General features: G+C 34.4%; 23 protein-coding genes. 13 read left to right on the top strand and 10 right to left on the bottom strand.

What is annotated here, in order from left to right; translation table 11 throughout:
* Position 1 precedes the first annotated feature (1 nt).
* Together QZ657_RS01615 and QZ657_RS01610 are read right to left on the bottom strand one after the other, a co-directional pair.
* Positions 2-379, bottom strand: coding sequence for a hypothetical protein (locus QZ657_RS01615; protein ID WP_291964525.1), 378 nt, complete (start codon positions 377-379; stop codon positions 2-4).
* A gap of 70 nt (positions 380-449) precedes the next feature.
* Positions 450-806, bottom strand: coding sequence for a helix-turn-helix transcriptional regulator (locus tag QZ657_RS01610; protein WP_291964524.1), 357 nt, complete (start codon positions 804-806; stop codon positions 450-452).
* A 259-nt stretch (positions 807-1,065) separates the two neighbouring features.
* Here QZ657_RS01610 and QZ657_RS01605 point away from each other — a divergent pair, with 259 nt between their 5' ends.
* From QZ657_RS01605 to QZ657_RS01595, 3 genes are all read left to right on the top strand, one after another.
* Entirely contained in the window at positions 1,066-2,166 is a 1,101-nt protein-coding gene (locus QZ657_RS01605; protein WP_291964523.1) for a M14 metallopeptidase family protein, read from the top strand.
* Between the two features lie 119 nt (positions 2,167-2,285).
* Positions 2,286-2,765 (top strand): Lrp/AsnC family transcriptional regulator, encoded by a 480-nt coding sequence (locus QZ657_RS01600; RefSeq protein ID WP_027066901.1) that lies wholly within the window; start codon positions 2,286-2,288, stop codon positions 2,763-2,765.
* Between the two features lie 80 nt (positions 2,766-2,845).
* Positions 2,846-3,367 carry a DinB family protein gene (locus QZ657_RS01595; protein WP_291964521.1) on the top strand — a complete coding sequence of 174 codons (522 nt, stop codon included), beginning with the start codon at positions 2,846-2,848 and terminating at the stop codon, positions 3,365-3,367.
* Here QZ657_RS01595 and QZ657_RS01590 read toward each other — a convergent pair.
* Positions 3,364-3,693, bottom strand: coding sequence for a hypothetical protein (locus QZ657_RS01590; RefSeq protein WP_291964519.1), 330 nt, complete (start codon positions 3,691-3,693; stop codon positions 3,364-3,366). The genes QZ657_RS01595 and QZ657_RS01590 overlap by 4 nt on opposite strands.
* Before the next feature lie 108 nt (positions 3,694-3,801).
* Entirely contained in the window at positions 3,802-4,863 is a 1,062-nt protein-coding gene (aroB, locus tag QZ657_RS01585) for a 3-dehydroquinate synthase (protein WP_291964517.1), read from the bottom strand.
* Between the two features lie 110 nt (positions 4,864-4,973).
* On the opposite strand from aroB, the gene QZ657_RS01580 reads away from it, so the two are divergent.
* Positions 4,974-6,140, top strand: coding sequence for a proline dehydrogenase family protein (locus tag QZ657_RS01580; RefSeq protein ID WP_291964515.1), 1,167 nt, complete (start codon positions 4,974-4,976; stop codon positions 6,138-6,140).
* Between the two features lie 8 nt (positions 6,141-6,148).
* On the opposite strand, the gene QZ657_RS01575 is transcribed toward QZ657_RS01580, so the two are convergent.
* From QZ657_RS01575 to QZ657_RS01550, 6 genes are all read right to left on the bottom strand, one after another.
* On the bottom strand, positions 6,149-6,538 hold the full coding sequence (locus tag QZ657_RS01575) for a DUF4258 domain-containing protein (RefSeq protein WP_366009890.1): 390 nt from the start codon (positions 6,536-6,538) through the stop codon (positions 6,149-6,151).
* A gap of 69 nt (positions 6,539-6,607) precedes the next feature.
* Positions 6,608-7,807 (bottom strand): alanine dehydrogenase, encoded by a 1,200-nt coding sequence (locus QZ657_RS01570; RefSeq protein ID WP_291961969.1) that lies wholly within the window; start codon positions 7,805-7,807, stop codon positions 6,608-6,610.
* Positions 7,808-7,903: 96 nt separating this feature from the next.
* Positions 7,904-8,545, bottom strand: coding sequence for a hypothetical protein (locus tag QZ657_RS01565; protein WP_291961971.1), 642 nt, complete (start codon positions 8,543-8,545; stop codon positions 7,904-7,906).
* A 107-nt stretch (positions 8,546-8,652) separates the two neighbouring features.
* Positions 8,653-8,784 (bottom strand): hypothetical protein, encoded by a 132-nt coding sequence (locus QZ657_RS01560; protein ID WP_291964514.1) that lies wholly within the window; start codon positions 8,782-8,784, stop codon positions 8,653-8,655.
* A 223-nt stretch (positions 8,785-9,007) separates the two neighbouring features.
* Positions 9,008-9,421 carry a tRNA (adenosine(37)-N6)-threonylcarbamoyltransferase complex ATPase subunit type 1 TsaE gene (gene tsaE, locus QZ657_RS01555; protein WP_291961976.1) on the bottom strand — a complete coding sequence of 138 codons (414 nt, stop codon included), beginning with the start codon at positions 9,419-9,421 and terminating at the stop codon, positions 9,008-9,010.
* 7 nt (positions 9,422-9,428) lie between these two features.
* Positions 9,429-10,973 carry a response regulator gene (locus QZ657_RS01550; RefSeq protein ID WP_291964513.1) on the bottom strand — a complete coding sequence of 515 codons (1,545 nt, stop codon included), beginning with the start codon at positions 10,971-10,973 and terminating at the stop codon, positions 9,429-9,431.
* A gap of 86 nt (positions 10,974-11,059) precedes the next feature.
* Between QZ657_RS01550 and QZ657_RS01545 the strand changes: the two genes are divergently transcribed.
* The 9 genes from QZ657_RS01545 to QZ657_RS01505 all read left to right on the top strand — a co-directional run bounded on the left by QZ657_RS01545 (position 11,060) and on the right by QZ657_RS01505 (position 21,097).
* Positions 11,060-12,289 (top strand): HD domain-containing protein, encoded by a 1,230-nt coding sequence (locus QZ657_RS01545; protein ID WP_291964512.1) that lies wholly within the window; start codon positions 11,060-11,062, stop codon positions 12,287-12,289.
* A gap of 23 nt (positions 12,290-12,312) precedes the next feature.
* The gene (gene lpxD / locus QZ657_RS01540; RefSeq protein ID WP_291964509.1) at positions 12,313-13,329 is read left to right on the top strand and encodes a UDP-3-O-(3-hydroxymyristoyl)glucosamine N-acyltransferase; all 1,017 of its coding nucleotides are present in this window, start codon (positions 12,313-12,315) and stop codon (positions 13,327-13,329) included.
* Positions 13,330-13,331: 2 nt separating this feature from the next.
* Positions 13,332-14,732 (top strand): bifunctional UDP-3-O-[3-hydroxymyristoyl] N-acetylglucosamine deacetylase/3-hydroxyacyl-ACP dehydratase, encoded by a 1,401-nt coding sequence (locus QZ657_RS01535; RefSeq protein ID WP_291964507.1) that lies wholly within the window; start codon positions 13,332-13,334, stop codon positions 14,730-14,732.
* Between the two features lies 1 nt (position 14,733).
* On the top strand, positions 14,734-15,519 hold the full coding sequence (gene lpxA / locus QZ657_RS01530) for an acyl-ACP--UDP-N-acetylglucosamine O-acyltransferase (RefSeq protein ID WP_276473392.1): 786 nt from the start codon (positions 14,734-14,736) through the stop codon (positions 15,517-15,519).
* A 45-nt stretch (positions 15,520-15,564) separates the two neighbouring features.
* The gene (efp, locus tag QZ657_RS01525; RefSeq protein ID WP_276473393.1) at positions 15,565-16,131 is read left to right on the top strand and encodes an elongation factor P; all 567 of its coding nucleotides are present in this window, start codon (positions 15,565-15,567) and stop codon (positions 16,129-16,131) included.
* A gap of 41 nt (positions 16,132-16,172) precedes the next feature.
* Complete coding sequence (locus tag QZ657_RS01520) at positions 16,173-17,108, top strand: UDP-3-O-(3-hydroxymyristoyl)glucosamine N-acyltransferase (protein WP_291964505.1); 936 nt, start codon at positions 16,173-16,175, stop codon at positions 17,106-17,108.
* A 70-nt stretch (positions 17,109-17,178) separates the two neighbouring features.
* A complete protein-coding gene (gene sucD / locus QZ657_RS01515) occupies positions 17,179-18,051 on the top strand; it encodes a succinate--CoA ligase subunit alpha (protein ID WP_291962768.1) in 873 nt (290 codons plus the stop codon).
* 106 nt (positions 18,052-18,157) lie between these two features.
* Positions 18,158-18,907, top strand: coding sequence for a 3-oxoacyl-[acyl-carrier-protein] reductase (fabG, locus tag QZ657_RS01510; protein ID WP_291964503.1), 750 nt, complete (start codon positions 18,158-18,160; stop codon positions 18,905-18,907).
* 162 nt (positions 18,908-19,069) lie between these two features.
* Positions 19,070-21,097 carry a VWA domain-containing protein gene (locus QZ657_RS01505; RefSeq protein WP_291964501.1) on the top strand — a complete coding sequence of 676 codons (2,028 nt, stop codon included), beginning with the start codon at positions 19,070-19,072 and terminating at the stop codon, positions 21,095-21,097.
* Positions 21,098-21,104 lie beyond the last annotated feature (7 nt).

The following is a 21,104-nucleotide window of genomic DNA, read 5'->3' as shown; positions in this document are numbered from 1 at the left end:
GTTAGTTGGTTTTAATTGCGGTTCCTGTTTTAACTATTAATTTTTTATTTGGATCTTTTACAGCGCTTTTGTATTGAAAGGTGTATGAGGAATCTGTGGTGCTGATAATTTTATAATGTATGGCCGTTTTGCTATTTATATCTTGTAAAACAAATTCACAGTCGTTAAACCAGCGTACAGTGGCACTGTCTACTTTATTTTCATAGTAATCAACGCTGTAATTATTTGTTCTTGTAAATTTACCTTCTTTTAAGGTTCCGTCTATTTCATAGTTAAATTTAAAAGTACCTGTTTTATACTCTTCGCAATCACGCTCGGGTTCATAACATGAACCTAAAATTAAACCTATTGCCAGGGTCATAACAATTTTTTTCATCATGCCGCAAAATAATGAAAATAGGGGTTATGTAGATGTAAAAAGTTAATATAGTTCTGAGTTGTAGTGTATTTTAAAGCTCGGTATATGTCTTAAAAGTGCCATCGCTATAAAACATTATAATGCGTTCTAATTTTTTACCTATGGTTTTATCGATTTTATCATTACTGCCTTTGGTGCTCTTTTGGGAATCTGAAGTTTTGGTTTTTGGATAATTGCCTTTATCGTACAGTAGCCATTGTAGATCAACTTCAGGAAAGGCATCGTTCACCTTCATAATGAATTCTAAACTAGGTTTGTTTCTTCCGTTTAAAATATGGGAAATGCTTGATCGTTGCACAGCTATCAAATCTGCAAATGCGGCAGAAGAAAGTTCGTTATGCGTCAAAATTGTCTTTAATCTTGAAATGAAAGAAACAGTATCTAGCATGTTTACAAAATTAATATTTTATACAAACCTAAATAGTTAAAAGAGATCTATAATACTGTTAAAAACATAGAATTGCTGCAAGTTATAGTTTGTTTTAATGTATTTAATAATCTGATTTATAATTAGTTAATTGAATTTAGTAGCGGGCGTTTAGTAATGTGAATTTCTTATAGTAATTATATAGTCTTGTGATATAATTAAATGTTTACAATTGTAAACATGTGCTGTAGTATTTTTGTGATTCTTTTAATTGGATAAAATGAAAGATTTGGATTATAATAAAATAATGGTGCCTAATATATCTGGACGCTATGTGACATATGATCATATAAATGATTTTTTAAACTCGCTTCCGGATACTTTTAAAGTTGATGTTGTAGGTGAGTCTGTGCGAAAAGAACCTATTACATGCGTCACCTTTGGTAACGGACCTAACAAAATTTTGATGTGGTCTCAAATGCATGGGAATGAATCTACGACTACAAAAGCCGTGATTGATTTATTTAGTTTGCTTAGTAATGATGCGAGTGATGTTTCGCATATTTCAAGGTCTTGTACATTAAAGATCATTCCTATCTTAAATCCGGACGGAGCTCGAGATTATACCAGGTTCAATGCAAATGAAGTAGATCTGAACAGGGATGCTCAAAATTTGTCGCAACCAGAGAGCTTGGTTTTAAAAAAGGTTTTTGATGATTTTAAGCCTAATTATTGTTTTAACTTACATGACCAGCGTACCATATTCAATGTTGGTGAAACCAACAAACCTGCAACAGTTTCATTTTTAGCTCCGGCGTTTGATCAAGAGCGTAACAATTCACCTTCTCGTATGCTAAGCATGCAGTTAATAGCTGCAATGAACGAAGAAATGCAGAAAGAGATTCCTGGTCAAGTTGGAAGGTATGATGATGGTTTTAATGCAAACTGTGTTGGCGATGCTTTTCAAATGAGAGAAACACCTACTGTTTTGTTTGAATCTGGGCACTATCCAGATGACTATAATAGAAATAAGACCAGAGCTTTAATCTTTAAATCAATTTTAAAAGCTATACATGTAATTTCTAAAAATAGTATAAATGATTATACTGTAACGCAATATTTGTCTATCCCAGAAAACGGAAAGCAGTTTGTAGATATTTTGGTTATTAATCCAGATTACAAGGAAAACAAGATCACCAAAACCAAGATTGTACCCATACATTATAAAGAAGTCTTACAAAATGGTGAAATACTATTTGAACCTCAAGTGCATGTATTTGATAAGGTTCCTAATGAAATTTTTGGTCATAAGACATTGAATTGCAATGATGAAAATGATATTTTGTACTTAAAACAGAATAGCTTAATGCATCTGCTTTAGTGATATTTATTATCTTATTTCTTTGAAATAGTAATATTGTTTACATTTTCATTAAAAAAAATCAAGTTTCAATGAATTTAATGTGATTATTTTTTATTTTTGGCAAAAATTTTACAACTATGGGCAAAGTCAAATTAGACGAAATAGACCACCAAATTCTGGATATGTTGATTGACAATACCAGAACTCCTTTTACCGATATTGCAAAAAAACTTCTTATTTCTGCCGGTACCGTACATGTTAGAGTTAAGAAAATGGAAGAAGCCGGAATCATAAAAGGTTCTTCCCTTACTTTAGATTATGTGAAACTTGGATATGCATTCATAGCATATGTAGGTATTTTTCTTGAAAAAACGCATCAAACTAAATTTGTACTTGAGCGTTTAAATCAGATACCTAATGTTACCATTGCACATATTACAACTGGTAAATTCAATATCTTCTGTAAAATTAGAGCAAAGGATACAACCCATGCCAAAAATATTATTTTTAAAATTGATGATATAGATGGTATTAGTAGAACAGAAACGATGATTTCATTAGAGGAAAGCTTTAATGATAAGAAACGTTTGATGCATACCATATTTAATGAGCTATAAATAAAAGTATACTCAATAACTTATGAAGCCCGGTTATATGATAATTGGGCTTTTTTCATTTTCAATTTTAATTACTCAAAATGACAGTTAAAGATTTACAACAAGATGAATTCCAATTTTTCTATGGTACTTATTTAAAGACCTTAGATGTTAATGAAGATTTGAAGTCAGTTTTGTTGAAGGGACGAAAAAGTATAAAAGATTTGGTTCACGGTCTTACCGAGGATCAATTTTTGTATAGTTATGGTGAAGGAAAGTGGACCGTTGCCGAAGTATTGGTGCATTTAATTGATACGGAACGTGTATTTCAATATCGCGCTTTTAGAATTTCAAGAAATGATAAAACTGCTTTACCAGGTTTTGATCATAATATTTTTGTACTTGAGAGCAACGCAAACGAACGTACCAAGGAAAATATATTAAAGGAATATCTTACTGTACGTGATGCTTCCATAAGTTTGTTTGATAATATGTTGAATGAAAATTTAAAAAGAATGGGTACGGCAAGTGGTATACCTTGGTCCGTTGCTGCTTTAGGCTTTGTAATAAGTGGGCACCAAAGGCATCATGAAAATATACTGCACGAGCGTTATTTTAATTAATCGAACTCTTCTTCGGTTTCCGTTTCAAAATTAAGATTAAGTGTTCTTGTCATTTCTTCGGACTGCATTACCTCTTCAGGAGTTTTAGGTTCAAGCTCTTTTTCTATGTTTTCTTCAAAGTTTGCTATGAAGTTAGAAAGACTTTTACTGATTTTGACCAAGTACAGTGTGTCTGCTGTTTTTAATTCAACAGCTTCAACATAATCTCCATTTATATTTTTAAAAGTGATAATGTCTTCGTCCCCATAGCCATGTGGGTATGTCTCTATTAATAATGATGCTAACTTGTGGTCCAATTTACGGTAATCGATAAGGCGTCGTGTCATAACTGTTTTATTTATAGAAGGTTGTGTTTATCTATAACTAAACTAGTCATTTATGCTACATATCGTTTTATAGAGTTGTGAAAACACTATTTTAGGTAGGTGAAGTTTTTAAACTTTGTAGTAAGCAAATGCATCGGTAAATAATTCAATGGGAATTTCAACGTCAACAACAGGTTCTCCAATGTTTTTCAATAACACAAAATTCACTTTTCCATGAGAATTTTTCTTGTCGTATTTCATCAATTTTAAAATATTCTCAATGTCAGTATCTATAAATTCTACTTTATCATATTTATTTAAGAAAGTAGATTTTATGTCCTCTAAAGATTGCTCGGATAAACCTAAAAGTTTGTGAGATAGGTAACCTTCTAAAATCATACCAACGGCAATTGCTTCGCCATGTAATAACATTTCTTTGGATGCATTCTCCAAAAAGTAGGATTCTATGGCATGCCCAAGTGTATGGCCGTAATTCAAAATTTTTCGTATGTTTTGTTCCGTAGGGTCTTTAAGTACGACTTCATTTTTTATTTGAATAGAGGTAAGAATATGACTTTTCATATGCTCTAGGCTTTGGACCTCTTTTAAAGCTTCCCAATAGGTTTTGTCCTTTATAAGACCATGCTTGAGCATTTCCGCAAAACCACTAATAATTTGTCTTTTTTCTAATGTATCAAGAAAATCTGGCACTACAAGTACCATTGCAGGTTGGTTTATAACACCAACTTGATTTTTTAAAGCACCTAAATCTATGCCGGTTTTACCACCTACAGAAGCATCTACCATAGATAGTAGGGTAGTAGGTACATTAATGAAATCTATACCCCTTTTAAAGGTTGAGGCTATAAACCCTCCCATATCCGTAAGAACTCCGCCTCCTAAGTTTATTAAAACACTTTTTCTGTCTGCTCCTAATTCAGATAAAGCTTCCCAAACACCTACGCAGGTTTCAATATTCTTATTGATCTCGCCAGATTCTATTTCAATAATCTCAAATTGATATTCACCGTTTATCTCTGCCATAAAATTTGGCAAACAAAGTTCGTGTGTGTTCTCATCAACTAGAATAAAAACTATAGAATATTTCTTATTGGCTAAATGAGTATTTAAAGCTTTAAAGGCTTCTTCGTTAAAATGTACTGCGTAAGAATCTGAGATTATGGAATCCATTGAAAATATGGCTTTTTTTATTTGCATTTCTAGTACAAAATAAAGGTTATTTTTAGTCTTAAGATTATAAATTCTGTTATTATATTTGATCGTTATTGAAATAATAAAGAATGGACCAAATTTTTGAAAATACTGCAACTGCATTTGCCTTAAAAACCGATTCGGAATTAGAAAGAGCTTACTTTCTTTTTAAAATGATTTCCAATGAGCCATTGGTGAAAATGGGATCGGTTATTACCAATTTTGCCTTTAAGGCACATTTGCCGGTAGAAAGTTTGATCAGGGCAACCGTTTTTGATCATTTTTGTGGTGGGGTAAACGAACGTGACTGTTTGCCTGTTGTGGATCGTATGTGGGAAAAAGGTGTATGTTCCGTACTTGATTATTCTGTGGAAGGAAAAGAAGAAGAAGACCCTTTTGATGTTGCTACAGATATTATTTTAACCATTTTGGATTTTGTAAAAGAGAAAGAGGCAATTCCATATGCTGTTTTTAAACCCACGGGGTTTGGTCGTTTTGCACTGTATCAAAAAATTAGCGAAAAGAAAGCACTTACCAAATCAGAGGAAGAAGAATGGCAGCGTGTAGTCAATAGGTTTGATAGGGTATGTAAAAAAGCTCACGATCTTGAAGTATCCTTGCTGATAGACGGGGAAGAAAGTTGGATGCAAGATGCCGCCGATGATTTGGCAGAGCAAATGATGCGTAAGTATAATAAGAAAAAAAGAATTGTTTTTAATACGTTGCAGACCTACAGATGGGATCGTTTGCCATATTTGAAGGCGTTACATGAACGTGCCGTTTCTGATGGTTTTCTGGTAGGAATGAAGGTTGTAAGAGGTGCTTACATGGAGAAAGAAAATGACCGTGCTAAAGAAATGGGTTATGTTTCCCCTATTTGTAAGAGCAAAGAAGAGACCGATGCTAATTTCAATGCAACCATAGCGTATATGATAGACAACCTTGATGTGCTTTCCATTTTTGCAGGTACTCATAATGAGGAGAGTTGCTATAAGTTAATGGAATTAATGGAGGAGAGAGGTATCGAAAAAAATAATACACATATCTGGTTTGGCCAATTGTATGGTATGAGCGATCATATTTCTTACAATTTAGCTGCCAATGGGTATAATGTTGCCAAATACTTGCCATTTGGACCAGTACGGGACGTTATGCCATATCTGATCAGGAGAGCTGACGAAAATACTTCAGTTGCCGGGCAGACTAGTAGAGAATTGTCCCTGTTAAAAAAAGAAAGAAAGCGTAGAAAAATGTAATCAATGAATTACTCTATTTCTACTTTTTGCAAAATAGCTTTTTCCCTACAATTTCTTACTGTAAATATATAATCATGTTCCTTGTAGTCAGACTCAACAACGTAAGTCTTACAGGGAACTGATTTTGTGTCACTTTTACTGAAATCTACATCACCTTCGGTTAAAATGTACGTAACCGCGACAGAATCTAATTGATATTGTTGGAGTTGTTTTTTGGCTTCATCACTGTAATGCATAGATTTGGAGCGAATATCTTTAAGCGTTCTGCAGTCTGGTAGATAGCAGAAATAAACTCCTGTTTCTTGAGATTTCTTTTTTAGAAAAAAGGTTAGAAAAACGATACCTATTGAAAGGCCTACCAGGAAAAAACCTAACCTCTTAACAAAATCCATATTCATAGCTCATGCATTTAAAGTCGCGAAATTATGCCTTTTAAAATGGAATGGAAAAAGAATGGCTTAAGTAATCTAAAAAATCAAGAAATTTATGTCGCTATATTGCAAATCGAACCATTCTCCTACAGACTTATTTGTTAGAATACCATGGTACATATACAGACCGTTACGTAAACCTTTGTCAAAACGAAGGGAATTCTCTAGCCCACCGTCTTCTCCAATTTTTAGTAAATAAGGTGTAAATATGTTGCTTATACTGACCGATGCCGTTTTTGGATATCTAGAAGGAATATTGGGTACGCCGTAGTGAATAACATCGTATTTTTTTCTAGTGGGTTTATTGTGGTCTGTAATTTCGCTAGTTTCAAAACATCCGCCAGTATCAATACTTACATCAATAATTACGGCACCTTTTTTCATGTGCTCTACCATTGTACTGGTTACTACAACTGGAGATCTATCCTTGCCACGTGTTGCGCCAATAGCTACATCACAGCGTTTTAAGGCTTTTAAAAGGTTTTTTGGTTGAATAGTAGAGGTGTAGACCGTTTGTTTTAGGTTGGTCTGTATATTTCTTAATTTGGTGATAGAGTTATCAAAAACCTTAACGTTCGCACCAATACCAATAGCTGAACGTGCAGCAAATTCACCAACTGTTCCCGCTCCAATGATCACGACTTCTACAGGTGGCACACCGCTTATGTTGCCGAACATTAGCCCATTACCATTATTATTTGCAGCCATTAATTCTGCGGCGATCAATACTGATGATATCCCTGCAATTTCACTAAGCGATCGCACTGCTGGATATTTTCCTTCCTCATCCCTAATGTATTCAAAGGCAATGGCAGTAATCCGTTTTTTGGCCAACTCTTCAAAATACTCTTTATATTGGGTTTTTATTTGAAGAGCGGATATTATTGTTGTTTGCGGATTAACGTACTCAATTTCCGTTAACGTTGGGGGTTCTACTTTTAAGATCAACGGACAGGCAAAAACCTTTTTGGTATCTCTGGTAATCTCCCCGCCTGCGGTTATATAATCTGCATCAGAAAAATGGGCGCCTTCACCTGCGCCAGATTCTATAAGCACCCTATGGCCATTAGCGGTAATAGCGTTAACGGCATCTGGAGTAAGACAAATTCTTTTTTCTTGATATTGGTTTTCTTTTGGTATACCAATGAACAATTCACCTTTTTGACGTAAAACTTCTAAGGTTTCTTCTTGCGGAATTAATTGATGCTTACTAAAAGGGGAGGTGGGTTGATTCATAACTTAATAATGAGTTGTTCAAATCATTGACTTGAAACTCAAATGTACAATTTTTAAAGAAATGAATGATTTGTCCTATTTAAAGATATTTAATGGTTACGATTTTAAATGTAACCAGCTTTCTATGCGATGTTGAACGGTTTTAAAAATGTTCTCTAAATTTCCTGTAGAGAGACTAGAATTTATATCGTCAGATATAGATTGCTGTTCATTAAGTACACCATCTTTACTTTTATCGTTGGTATAACCTTTAGCTTTTAATTCTTCAAGTTCTGCCTCCATAGCTTCTAGATCTATGCCATGTACGTGCTTATCATATAGTTTAACTCGAATAATATATACGAAAGGAATGGTTATCATGCAAATAGGTATTAACCACCATATGTTATCAGTATCTACGACATCATCAGAATCATATAAAACTTCAAATAATTGAAAAGCATACATTGCAATTGGTATGATAATTATGTGATACCACCAGTCTCGAGAAGTTAGAAACCAAAAAATCATTAAATAAAGAGGAACTACTTTAGTCGTTAAAAACCATACGTAGGTTTTGGCATCTGAAAAACCGTTACCTCCCAATGTAAAACCAAAAAAAGTTAAATCTCCATTAGAACTATAGGGTAAATATTCGTAACCTTTATATAAGAAAGGAGAAATTGCTATAAAAAAGACTAGAAGAGTTTCTAAAAAAATCTTCTTTTTAGCTTTCTTCTTTTTAACTTTCTTTATCATTTGCTTTATAGTATTACTATATGCTAACGACGTAATGTGTTAAATATTATATATAAAAAAAGAGCAATAAAATTGCTCTTTAAAAAATTTGAAAAATTATTTTTAAATTATATTCTCTTAGTTATTTTTTTCTTTTCAATATTTAATTCCTGATTATCAATATCTACAATAGGTGCAGTCATTGCTAAAAGGAATACGCCTAAAGCGATTGAAGCCAAGAATGTTCTTTTGTTTTTCATTTTCAAGGGGTTTTTGGTTATACTAAATATTTAGTTCTCCTACAAACGTAAGAAAAAATATACAACTAATTTGTTTTTAAACGTTAAAATTGCCGTTTTTATCGGATTAATTGTACATTTCATCGAAATGCTTGTTTTTCATCGAAAAAATACAATAAATCTTTAGCGTCTACGATATTTAGGATTTTACCATTGAAATCAATAAATACAAGGGTTAATTACTTTATTTATAAAGTGTTAGCTTTCTTGTTGTTTCATCAATTACTTCAATCGTAATTTTTTGATACGTTGTAGGAAGTAGGTTCGAAATTTTTTCTGGCCATTCCATAAATATCCAGTTGCCAGAATCTAAGTAATCATCTAACCCCATATCAAGTGCTTCATTTTCATCATCTAATCTATAGAAATCAAAATGATAGCCTAATACATCTCCAGATTCTAACGCATATTCATTGACCAGGCCAAATGTTGGGCTGCTAGCATTGTCATTACTGCCTAATTCTTTGATCAGTGTTTTTACTAAGGTGGTTTTTCCTGCGCCCATAGGTGCGTAGAAAGCAAGTGTCTTGCTTTTGGTGTGTTTAATTATTTGCTTGGCAATATTCTTTAATTCACCTTTATGATAAATGAATTCCATTTCCGTATTATTTAGGTTCCAAAACTACAAAAGGTATGATCATTTCTTCTAATGAAACTCCACCGTGCTGATATGTATTTCTATAATAACTGACATAATGGTTGTAGTTGTTTGGGTAGGCAAAAAACAAATCGTTTTTTGCGAAAATAAAAGAACTACTCATGTTAATACTTGGAAGATGAATTGATTTAGGGTCTTTGGCCGCCAATACATCATTTTTTTCATACGTAAGACTTCTTCCTGTTTTATAACGTAGGTTTAAACTTGTATCTCTGTCACCCACAACTTTAGAGGGCGACTTTACATTGATTGTGCCGTGGTCTGTCGTAATAATCAATTTCATGCCCAATGTCTGTGCTTGTTGTATAATTTCTAGCATAGGTGAATTCTTGAACCAGCTAGTTGTAAGTGATCGATAAGATTTATCGGTCGATGCCAGTTCTTTGATTACTTCCATCTCCGTTTTTGAATGAGAAAGCATATCAACAAAATTATAAACGATAACTGTAAGGTCGTTATCCTTTTGTCCTTTAAAGTTTTGGCTTAGATGTTTTCCTTGTTTAAGACTACTTATTTTATGATACTCCCATTTTAAATATAACCCTAATCTTTTTAATTGTGCATCTAAAAACTTGTCTTCAAACAGGTTTTTGCCTCCTTCATCGGTATCGTTTTTCCACCATTCCGGATATTTCTTTTCCATATCCAATGGCGTCAATCCAGAAAAAATAGCATTACGTGCGTATTGGGTTGCAGTTGGTAAAATACTGTAATAGGAGTCTTCTTTCTTCTTTTTATAGAATGAATTTACTGAATCTTCAAAAGCATACCATTGGTCATAACGTAAATTATCTACTACAATTAGTAAGGTCTTTTGGTCTTTCAGCTCTGGTGCTATCCAATTCTTGAATAAGGTGTGAGACATTACGGGAGCATCATTGTCGGTAAACCAATCTTTATAGTTGCGATCCACGAATTTTCCGAATTGCTGATTGGCTTCCGTTTTTTGGGATTCTAGGATTTCGAACATTCCACTATCTTCAATCTGTTCTAGCTGTAATTCCCAATAAATTAGTTTTTTGTACAAATCGGCCCATTCTTGATAAGTGCTGACCATAGAAAGGTCCATTGCAATTTTTCTAAATTCTTGCTGATAATTGCTAGTGGTTTTTTCGGAAATTAGTCTTGAATGATCCAAATTCTTTTTTAACGAAAGTAATATCTGATTCGGATTCACCGGTTTTATAAGATAATCTGCAATCTTAGAGCCTATGGCTTCTTCCATTATAGATTCTTCTTCGCTTTTTGTAATCATGACCACCGGTAAAGAATTATCAATAACTTTTATTTCAGAAAGAGTTTCCAAGCCAGATATTCCCGGCATATTTTCATCCAAAAAAACTATATCAACTCTGGTTTCGGCTAATTCTTGTAACGCCTCTTGTCCACTTTGGCAAGTAATTACACTATAATTTTTAGATTCTAAAAAGATGATATGTGGCTTAAGTAGATCAATTTCATCATCTACCCACAATATTTTTATTTTGTTCATTGAATTATTATTTGACGATAATCAAATTCTATGCTAATGCTTTTGTATAACTTTGAAATGTTTAATTCAGAAAAGACAACGTTATCTTGAAGACATCAAACAAATTGAAAATTTTTAATGACCCAATTTACGGATTTATCCGAATTCCCAACGCGCTCATTTTTGACCTCATTGCAGATCCTTACTTTCAAAGGCTTCGTAGGATCTCACAAATGGGCTTATCCTATTTAGTATATCCTGGGGCACACCATACCAGATTTCATCATGCTTTAGGCTGTATGTATTTAATGCAGAAATCTATTCAAGTGCTTCGTTTTAAAGGTGTTGAGATAACAGAAGCTGATGAGGAAGGGCTTTTATGTGCTATTCTATTACATGATATTGGCCACGGTCCTTTTTCTCATGCCATGGAACATAGTATTGTGGAAGGAGTAAGCCATGAGTTTATTTCACTTCAATTTATGCATGAACTAAACGGCCGATTTAACGGAAGTTTAACGGAGGCCATTTCAATATTTACCGGGAATCACGAAAAAAAATTCTTAAATCAGTTGGTGTCCAGTCAGCTAGATATGGACAGGTTGGATTATTTAAAACGAGATAGCTTCTATACCGGTGTTGCAGAAGGAAATACCAATGCAGAGCGATTGATTACCATGCTAAATGTTGTAGAAGGTGATTTGGTCATAGAGGAGAAGGGTATTTACTCCGTTGAGAAGTTTCTAATGGCACGCCGCTTTATGTATTGGCAAGTATATCTGCATAAAACTGCCGTTGTTGCTGAAAGATTGCTTATTAGTATTCTAAAGAGGGCTCGTTTTTTAATAGAAAGGGGTGATTCCTTAAATTCTAGTGAGGCGCTACATTTTTTTCTTACCAACCATATTGATATCAACAATTTTAATAATGAAACCTTGGCAAAATTTGCAAGGCTTGATGATATAGATATTCTCGCGGCATTAAAAGAATGGCAGTATTCAGATGATTTTGTTTTGGCCTCTTTATGCGAAATGATTATAAATCGAAAACTGCTTCATATTAAGGTGAAAAAAGAACCTACTGCGGAAAGCAAGTTTTTAATGCAATTAAATAAAGTAAAAAATCAGTATAACCTTACAGATGAAGAAGCATCTTACTTTGTGTTTAAAGGAGAGCTTAAAAATAAAGCTTACGATAGGCAACACCAGACTATCAACATTTTAAGGAAAAACGGAAAGATAACCGATGTTGCCAAATTATCCGATCACCTTAATTTAAATGCACTTTCAAAAACGGTGACCAAATATTATATGTGTTATCCTAAAGAAGGGGTTTAACAATTTTTCTTACTTTTACGCTCATGAAATTTACAGCAGGCCAGATTGCAGGAATCTTAGAAGGAGAGGTGCATGGAAATCCAGATATAGCCGTTCATAAACTTGCTAAAATCGAGGAAGGCGAAAAAGGTTCGTTAACTTTTCTAGCGAATCCGAAGTATACTTCTTTTATCTACAAGACCAAAGCATCGGTAACCATAGTAAATAAGAGTTTTGTTCCAGAACAGGATCTAAATACTACACTGATTAAAGTAGAAGATGCTTACAAATCTTTTTCCAAGCTATTGGAATATTATAATCAAGTTAAAAATAATAAAGTAGGTATTGAAGAGCCGGTCTTTAAATCAGATACCGCTACCTATGGTGCCAATGTGTATATTGGTGCTTTTGCTTATTTGGGCAACAATGTTGCTATAGGCGATAACGTAAAGATTTATCCTAATGTTTACATAGGTGATAATGTTAAGATAGCGGATAATGTTACCATTTTTGCAGGTGCCAAGATATATTCAGAAACGATTATTGGTAATAATTGTGTAGTTAATAGTGGAGTGGTCTTGGGTGCGGACGGATTTGGTTTTGCCCCTAACGAAAATGGAGAATTCGCTAAAGTACCACAAACCGGTAATGTAATTTTAGAAGACAATGTAGATGTTGGTGCTGGTACTACTATAGATAGGGCAACTTTGGGCTCTACCATCTTAAGAAAAGGGGTAAAGCTAGACAACCAGATACAAATTGCCCATAATGTTGAAATTGGTGAGCATACCGTAATTGCTGCTCAAACCGGTATTGCCGGTTCAACAAAAATCGGCAAACATTGTATGATCGGAGGGCAAGTGGGCATTGTAGGACATATTGTTATTGGCGATAATGTAAAAATACAGGCACAGTCGGGTATCGGTAGAAATGTTAAGAATAATGAAGTGCTACAAGGTTCTCCCGCATTAAATTATGGTGATTATAACAAATCATACGTTCATTTTAAGAATTTACCAAAAATAATAAGTAGAATCGACACCTTAGAAAAGAAAGATTGACGATGAGCACAACAACTATTAAACAAAGAACAATAGGTAAAGAAGTAACGCTTACAGGGGTAGGTTTACATACTGGAAGTGACGTTACAATAAAATTCGTTCCGGCAGATAAAAACCATGGCTATGCCTTTAAAAGAGTTGATCTTGAGGGTACACCGGTGATTCCTGCCGATGCCGCTTTGGTAAACAATACCCAGAGAGGAACAAATCTGGAAAAAAACGGCGTAAAAATTCAAACTTCAGAGCATGTTTTGGCCGCTTTGGTAGGATTGGAAATAGATAATGTTTTAATTGAGTTAAATGCCGCGGAGCCACCTATTATGGATGGTTCTTCCAAGTTTTTTGTAGAAGCTTTGGAAGAAGCCGGTATTGTTGAACAAGACGCTTATAGAGAGGAATATGTGGTAAAGGAAGTCATTTCTTATAGAGATGAAAAAACCGGAAGTGAAATAACCATAATACCATCTGAAACCTACCAAGTTACCACAATGGTAGATTTTGGCACCAAAGTATTGGGTACCCAAAACGCTACCCTTGAAAAACTCTCAGATTTTAAGTCGGAAATTGCGGATGCCCGTACCTTTAGTTTTTTACATGAGTTAGAGGCTTTATTGGAAAACGGACTTATAAAAGGTGGCGATCTTAACAATGCCATTGTTTATGTGGATAAGGAGATTTCCGATGAAACCATGAAAAAGCTAGAGAAGGCCTTCAATAAAAAGAAGCTTTCTGTTAAGGCAAACGGTATTCTTGATAATTTAACCTTACATCAACCAAACGAAGCTGCACGTCATAAATTATTAGATGTAATTGGTGATTTAGCTTTGGCCGGTACAAGAATTAGAGGTAAAGTAATAGCGAACAAACCGGGTCATTATGTAAATACCCAATTTGCTAAGAAAATTGCGCAAATCATTAAATTGGAAAAGCGTAACAACGTACCTAAGTATGACCTAAGTTTGCCGCCATTGATGGATATCCATAAAATTATGGATATGTTGCCACACAGACCTCCTTTTTTATTGATAGATAGAATTTTGGAGCTTTCAGATTCGCATGTGGTAGGTATGAAGAATGTTACCATGAACGAGCCGTTTTTTGTTGGTCACTTTCCTGGTGCTCCGGTTATGCCAGGGGTTTTGCAAGTAGAGGCAATGGCACAAACAGGTGGTATCTTAGTTTTGAGTACCGTTCCGGACCCAGAAAATTATTTAACACTTTTCATGAAAATTGATAAGGTGAAATTTAAAAGGCAAGTATTACCTGGAGATACTTTAATTTTCCATTGTAGCTTAATTACTCCTATTAGAAGGGGAATCTGTCATATGCAAGCTTATGCCTATGCCAATGATAAATTGGTAAGTGAAGCTGAAATGATGGCTCAAATTGTAAAAAGAACATAGAATGAATCAACCTTTAGCCTATATACATCCGGGAGCTAAGATTGCCAAAAATGTGGTAGTAGAACCTTTTACAACTATTCATAACAATGTTGTAATTGGTGATGGCACTTGGATCGGGTCTAATGTGACGATAATGGAAGGCGCTCGCATTGGTAAGAATTGTAATATTTTTCCTGGTGCGGTTATATCTGCATCTCCACAAGATTTAAAGTATGATGGTGAGGATACCACCGTAGTAATAGGTGATAATACTACCATTAGAGAATGTGCCACTATTCATAAAGGGACTTCTGATCGCATGAAAACCGTTATCGGTAAAAATTGTTTGATTATGGCGTATTGCCATGTTGCTCATGATTGTTTGGTGGGCGATAATTGTATTTTTTCAAATAATTCAACTTTAGCAGGTCATGTTACCATTGGCGACAATGTTATTCTTGCAGGTTTGGTCGCGGTACATCAGTTTGTATCTGTTGGTCAACACGCTTTTGTAACAGGTGGGTCTTTGGTGAGAAAAGATGTTCCGCCATACGTTAAGGCAGCAAGAGAACCTTTATCGTATGTGGGTATCAATTCTGTTGGATTAAGACGTAGAGGATTTATTTCTGATAAGATCAGGGAAATACAGAATATTTACCGAATCCTTTATCAGAAAAACTATAATAACACCCAAGCAGTTCAGATTATTGAAGCAGAGATGGAAGCAACACCTGAACGTGATGAGATATTACAGTTTATTCGCGACTCTCAGCGTGGTATCATGAAAGGATATTTCAGCAATAATTAAACAATTTCTTTAAACTTAAGTTAACTACATTAATATAAATTTAGAATGGCATCTACATCAGATATACGAAAAGGACTATGCATAAGATATAACAACGATATCTATAAAATAATTGAATTTCTACACGTGAAACCAGGTAAAGGACCTGCTTTTGTGCGTACTAAATTAAAAAGTGTTTCTACGGGTAAGGTATTGGACAATACATTTTCTGCAGGGCATAAAATAGAAGATGTTCGTGTAGAAACACGTTCTTATCAGTACTTATATCCAGAAGGTGAAACATATCACTTTATGAATACGGATGATTACAATCAAATTACACTTCAAGAAAGTTCTTTAGATGCTCCGGGTCTATTAAAAGAAGGAGAAATTGTAAAGATCATGTTCAATACAGAAGATAGCATGCCTTTATCCGTTGATATGCCGGCAAGTGTTATTTTAGAAGTTACGTATACTGAACCTGGTGTTAAAGGTAATACGGCTACCAATGCTACAAAACCTGCAAAAGTTGAAACGGGTGCAGAAGTAAATGTTCCGTTATTTATCAATGAAGGTGACAAGGTAAAAATAGATACTGCTACAGGTTCTTACATGGAGCGTGTAAAGGAATAATTGCCATTGGTGAATTCTTTATTTAAAGCTAAAAAAGTCATTTGAAATTTCCTACTACTTTTTCGTTAAAACAGATCGCAGAGATAATCTCTAGTGAGTATGTTGGGCATGATGATTTTCCTGTATTGGGCATGAACGAGATTCATGTTGTGGAACCAGGGGATATCGTGTTTGTAGATCATCCAAAGTATTATGATAAAGCATTGGAGTCCAAGGCTACCATAATATTGATCAATAAGCAAGTAGATTGTCCTGAAGGAAAAGCTTTATTGATTTCAGATGACCCGTTTAGGGATTTCAATAAGCTTACCACGTTCTTTCAGCCATTTGTACCAAGCAGTCAATCAATTGCCGTAACTGCAAAAATTGGAAAGGATACTGTTATACAGCCCAATGCTTTTATTGGTAACAATGTTGTAATTGGGGAGAATTGCATAATTCACTCAAACGTTTCAATTTATGATAATTGCTTAATAGGTAATAATGTTACCATTCATGCAGGAAGTGTTTTAGGTGCAGATGCTTTTTACTACAAAAAACGCCCAGAAGGATTTGATAAATTAATATCAGGAGGTAGGGTAGTGTTGAAAGATAATGTAGATATTGGAGCACTTTGTACTATAGATAGAGGCGTTACAGGCGATACTACTATAGGCTATGGTACTAAATTGGATAATCAAGTGCATGTGGGGCATGATACTATTATTGGGCAGAAATGCTTGATTGCCTCTCAAACCGGTATTGCCGGATGTGTAATTATTGAAGATGAAGTAACATTATGGGGTCAAGTTGGTACAAATAGCGGAATAACTATTGGTGCCAAAGCAGTAATAATGGGACAAACAGGAGTAACAAAATCTGTAAAAGGAGGTAAGAGTTATTTTGGTACACCTATAGAAGAATCTCGTGAAAAGCTGAAGCAATTGGCACATATCAAGAAAATTCCAGAAATAATTAAAAAAATGGATAAGAAATAAGGTTATTAATGCTATAAAATTCATTAACAACTTTTATTTTTGTCTAACAAAAAAATAAAACTACAGTAGTATGAGCGTATTAGTAAATAAGGATTCAAAAATAATCGTACAAGGTTTCACCGGTAGTGAAGGTACTTTCCATGCTGGTCAAATGATTGAGTATGGTACTAATATCGTGGGTGGTGTTACTCCGGGAAAAGGAGGACAAGAGCATTTAGGTAAACCGGTATTTAATACGGTTGCTGAATCTGTTGAAAAAGTAGGTGCGGATACTACTATTATATTTGTTCCGCCAGCATTTGCCGCAGATGCAATTATGGAAGCTGCCGAAGCTGGTATTAAAGTTATTATTACAATTACGGAAGGTATTCCTGTTGCCGATATGGTAAAGGTAGCCAACTATATTAAAAATAAAGATTGTCGTTTAATAGGACCTAACTGCCCAGGTGTGATTACACCAGGTGAGGCAAAAGTTGGTATTATGCCAGGTTTTGTATTTAAGGAAGGTAATGTAGGTATCGTTTCCAAATCAGGAACTTTAACTTACGAAGCTGCTGACCAAGTAGTTCGCCAAGGTTTAGGAATTACGACTGCTATTGGTATTGGTGGTGATCCAATTATTGGAACTACAACTAAAGAAGCGGTTGAGTTATTGATCAATGATCCTGCTACTGAGTGTGTGGTAATGATCGGTGAGATCGGCGGACAATTAGAGGCTGATGCTGCACAGTGGTATAAAGCTAGTGGAAGTAAAAAACCAGTTGTTGGATTTATTGCTGGTGAAACTGCTCCGGCCGGTAGAACAATGGGTCATGCTGGTGCTATTGTTGGTGGTAGCGATGATACTGCCCAGGCCAAGAAAAGAATTATGAGAGAATGTGGAATTCACGTTGTAGATTCTCCAGCTGAAATTGGCTTAAAAGTTAAAGAAGTAATAGGATAAGAATCCCTCTTTATAGTATAAAATCCCGTTTATAGCGGGATTTTTTTTAGCCTATAAATGAAACAAAAGGTATATTTGATAAACATCGGTTTAAAACAACGAACTTATGAAATTATTAGAAGATAAAAACGTAATTATAACAGGGGCAAGCAGAGGAATTGGTATGGGAATAGCCCAAGTTTTTGCGGATCATGGAGCAAATGTTGCATTTACATATAGTTCTAGTGAGGCACCTGCATTAGCGTTAGAAAAAGAATTAACAGAGAAAGGCGTTAAGGCAAAAGCATATAAAAGTAATGCTGCAAGTTTTCAAGAAGCTGAAAAGCTGGTTGCCAAAGTACTGGAAGATTTTGATGGAAGAATTGATGTGCTGATCAATAACGCTGGTATTACTAAAGATAATCTTTTGATGCGAATGTCAGAAGCGGATTTTGATGCGGTGATAGATATCAACTTGAAATCTGTTTTTAATATGACCAAGGCCGTACAAAGAACTTTGTTAAAACAACGTAAAGGTTCTATCATTAATATGAGCAGTGTGGTTGGTGTAAAAGGGAATGCTGGTCAAACCAATTACGCCGCGTCAAAAGCAGGTATGATCGGTTTTACTAAATCCGTAGCATTGGAATTAGGCTCTAGAAATATTAGATGTAACGCTATCGCACCAGGATTCATTGAAACTGAAATGACCGAAAAATTGGATGAAAAAACGGTTCAGGGATGGAGAAACGGTATTCCGTTGAAGCGTGGTGGAACTACGGAGGATATAGCCAATGCTTGTTTATATTTTGCTTCAGATTTATCTAGTTATGTAACTGGGCAAGTATTGAATGTTGATGGGGGTATGCTAACCTAAAATGTTATTTTTACCCTTTAGAGCAGCAAATTAAAGTATTTTATTGGCTGCGCCAAAAGGTATAATACCCCGAGGCTTATCTCGAATTTAAAAGTTTGTTTCCTTTGAATGCCTCATGGGCTTACCCTGAGGTGTTTTACTAAGTTCAATTTGATAATATACATGGAGAGTAAAACGGTATTGTATATCATTCTTGCTGCAATAGTAGCGCTCGGTATCGCTGTTTTTCAGTATATATATAAACAAAAGGCTAAAAGTAAAATTTATTTACTTTTAGCCTTTTTGCGTTTTGTTGGTATTTTTGGTTTGTTATTACTTTTGGTCAACCCTAAGTTTCTACGAAAATCATATACACTTGAAAAGCCTAATTTGGTTATTCTAGCCGATAATTCCACTTCTATTACTGAGAGTGCAAGTGATTTAGAACTTTTTGTTTCAGAATTAAAAAACGCTGAACAGGTTACTGACATATTTGATATTGCGTCTTATAAGTTTGGAGCAACATTAGATGTTTTTGATAGTCTTTCTTTTGCGGATAAGAATACCAATATTAATAAATCACTTACTTCCTTAAAAGAAATTTATGCACGAGAACAGACTGTAATTATCTTGTTATCAGACGGTAACCAAACCATTGGTGAAGATTATAGTTATCTTAAAACAGATCAAAACAATACTATTTATGCAGTTGTCCTTGGTGATACTACAAAGTATAAAGATATTTCTGTAGGACCTATTCTGACCAATAAATATGCATTTCTAAAAAATAAATTTCCATTGGAAACTTATGTTTCCTATCAAGGAAATACAGCAATTTCCGCAAACTTATCGGTAAAAATGAACGATAAGATAGTGTATACGCAAAATTTGAATTTAGATTCAGAGTCTAACTTTAAGACTATTGCCTTAGATGTTGATGCCAATACCGTAGGTATTAAAAATTTAGTTGTAGAAGTAACCAAACTGCCAAATGAACGTAATGTTCAAAATAATAAGAGAAGTACAAGTATTGAAGTTATTGATGAGAAAACTAAAATTGCATTAATATCAGATATTTTGCATCCAGATCTGGGTGCGCTGAAAAAGGCTATAGAAAGTAATAAACAGCGAGAAGTACAAATTTTAAAATCTAACACTGCAAACAGCATTTTTGATGATATTGACTTATTTGTGCTCTACCAACCAACTTCACAGTTTAAAAAGACTATAGATTTTGTCAAAAATAAAAATGCAAATTCCTTTATAGTTACAGGGCTACAAACCGATTATTCTTTCCTGAATGATGCTGATTTAGGTTTTGAAATAGAGAGTGGCTATCCTGAGCAAGAGGTTTTTGGTGTTTTGAATAATGGGTTTCCTAAGTATGATATTTCTAAGTTTGATCTTACGGATTTTCCTCCTTTAGCTAGTGATGCTGGTCCCGTTACTTTTAATATAACTCAAGAAACGCTATTAGGGACACGAATAAAAGGGTTGGATATACAACAACCGTTGCTGACCGTCACAGAAAAAAACAATAGTAAACAGGCTATTTTATTAGGTGAAAATCTTTGGAAATGGAGAATGCAGACCTTCAGAAATACTAACGATTTTAATAATTTTGATGAATTTATTGGCAACTTGGTGCGTTACCTAACAAGCGCTAAGAGTAAATCTAGATTAAATGTTGACTACCAAAAAGTTTACGATGGTAACGGTAATGCAGTTATTACCGCTACGTATTTTGATGAAGCATTTTTGTTTGATGAAAATGCGAAAGTCAGCATCCGTATAACTAATACTTCAACTGATCAGGTGAAGAATATTCCTATGGTCTTAAAAAATGAATATTTTGAAGCCGATCTTTCTAACTTAATAGCCGGGTCATATGCGTTTGTGGTTTCTGTAAAAAATGACTCTAAATCAGAATCTGGAAATTTTGTTATTTCAGAATTTGATATGGAAAATCAGTTTGTATCAAGTGATAATGAAAAAATGGAAAAACTTGTGCAAAATAACGGAGGTAAATTATTTTATCCTTCTCAGATAAATGAAGTATTGAAGGTTTTGAGTGAAAACAACGCATATGTTCCTACAGAGAAAAGCACTGAAAATATCGTATCTTTGATAGACTTTAAACTGCTATTAGGGCTTATTATATTAGCCTTTGCTGCAGAATGGTTTATCAGAAAATATAACGGATTAATTTAAATAGACA

This window comes from Maribacter sp., assembly GCA_020629415.1.
GTDB classification, from domain to species: domain Bacteria; phylum Bacteroidota; class Bacteroidia; order Flavobacteriales; family Flavobacteriaceae; genus Maribacter; species Maribacter huludaoensis.
The sequence above is the reverse complement of the archived record's forward strand: the minus strand, read 5'-3'. Positions and strand labels throughout refer to the sequence as shown.

Bases quoted from the DNA above. Each gene is read 5' to 3' on its own strand.
- QZ657_RS01615 (WP_291964525.1), bottom strand. From the start codon at position 379: ATGATGAAAAAAATTGTTATGACCCTGGCAATAGGTTTAATTTTAGGT.
- fabG (WP_291964503.1), top strand. From the start codon at position 18,158: ATGAAATTATTAGAAGATAAAAACGTAATTATAACAGGGGCAAGCAGA.
- aroB (WP_291964517.1), bottom strand. From the start codon at position 4,863: ATGGATTCCATAATCTCAGATTCTTACGCAGTACATTTTAACGAAGAA.
- QZ657_RS01575 (WP_366009890.1), bottom strand. From the start codon at position 6,538: ATGAATATGGATTTTGTTAAGAGGTTAGGTTTTTTCCTGGTAGGCCTT.
- QZ657_RS01610 (WP_291964524.1), bottom strand. From the start codon at position 806: ATGCTAGATACTGTTTCTTTCATTTCAAGATTAAAGACAATTTTGACG.
- QZ657_RS01600 (WP_027066901.1), top strand. From the start codon at position 2,286: ATGGGCAAAGTCAAATTAGACGAAATAGACCACCAAATTCTGGATATG.
- QZ657_RS01560 (WP_291964514.1), bottom strand. From the start codon at position 8,784: ATGAAAAACAAAAGAACATTCTTGGCTTCAATCGCTTTAGGCGTATTC.
- QZ657_RS01605 (WP_291964523.1), top strand. From the start codon at position 1,066: ATGAAAGATTTGGATTATAATAAAATAATGGTGCCTAATATATCTGGA.
- QZ657_RS01565 (WP_291961971.1), bottom strand. From the start codon at position 8,545: ATGATAAAGAAAGTTAAAAAGAAGAAAGCTAAAAAGAAGATTTTTTTA.
- QZ657_RS01590 (WP_291964519.1), bottom strand. From the start codon at position 3,693: ATGACACGACGCCTTATCGATTACCGTAAATTGGACCACAAGTTAGCA.
- lpxD (WP_291964509.1), top strand. From the start codon at position 12,313: ATGAAATTTACAGCAGGCCAGATTGCAGGAATCTTAGAAGGAGAGGTG.
- QZ657_RS01505 (WP_291964501.1), top strand. From the start codon at position 19,070: ATGGAGAGTAAAACGGTATTGTATATCATTCTTGCTGCAATAGTAGCG.
- tsaE (WP_291961976.1), bottom strand. From the start codon at position 9,421: ATGGAATTCATTTATCATAAAGGTGAATTAAAGAATATTGCCAAGCAA.
- QZ657_RS01535 (WP_291964507.1), top strand. From the start codon at position 13,332: ATGAGCACAACAACTATTAAACAAAGAACAATAGGTAAAGAAGTAACG.
- QZ657_RS01550 (WP_291964513.1), bottom strand. From the start codon at position 10,973: ATGAACAAAATAAAAATATTGTGGGTAGATGATGAAATTGATCTACTT.
- lpxA (WP_276473392.1), top strand. From the start codon at position 14,734: ATGAATCAACCTTTAGCCTATATACATCCGGGAGCTAAGATTGCCAAA.
- efp (WP_276473393.1), top strand. From the start codon at position 15,565: ATGGCATCTACATCAGATATACGAAAAGGACTATGCATAAGATATAAC.
- sucD (WP_291962768.1), top strand. From the start codon at position 17,179: ATGAGCGTATTAGTAAATAAGGATTCAAAAATAATCGTACAAGGTTTC.
- QZ657_RS01570 (WP_291961969.1), bottom strand. From the start codon at position 7,807: ATGAATCAACCCACCTCCCCTTTTAGTAAGCATCAATTAATTCCGCAA.
- QZ657_RS01595 (WP_291964521.1), top strand. From the start codon at position 2,846: ATGACAGTTAAAGATTTACAACAAGATGAATTCCAATTTTTCTATGGT.
- QZ657_RS01580 (WP_291964515.1), top strand. From the start codon at position 4,974: ATGGACCAAATTTTTGAAAATACTGCAACTGCATTTGCCTTAAAAACC.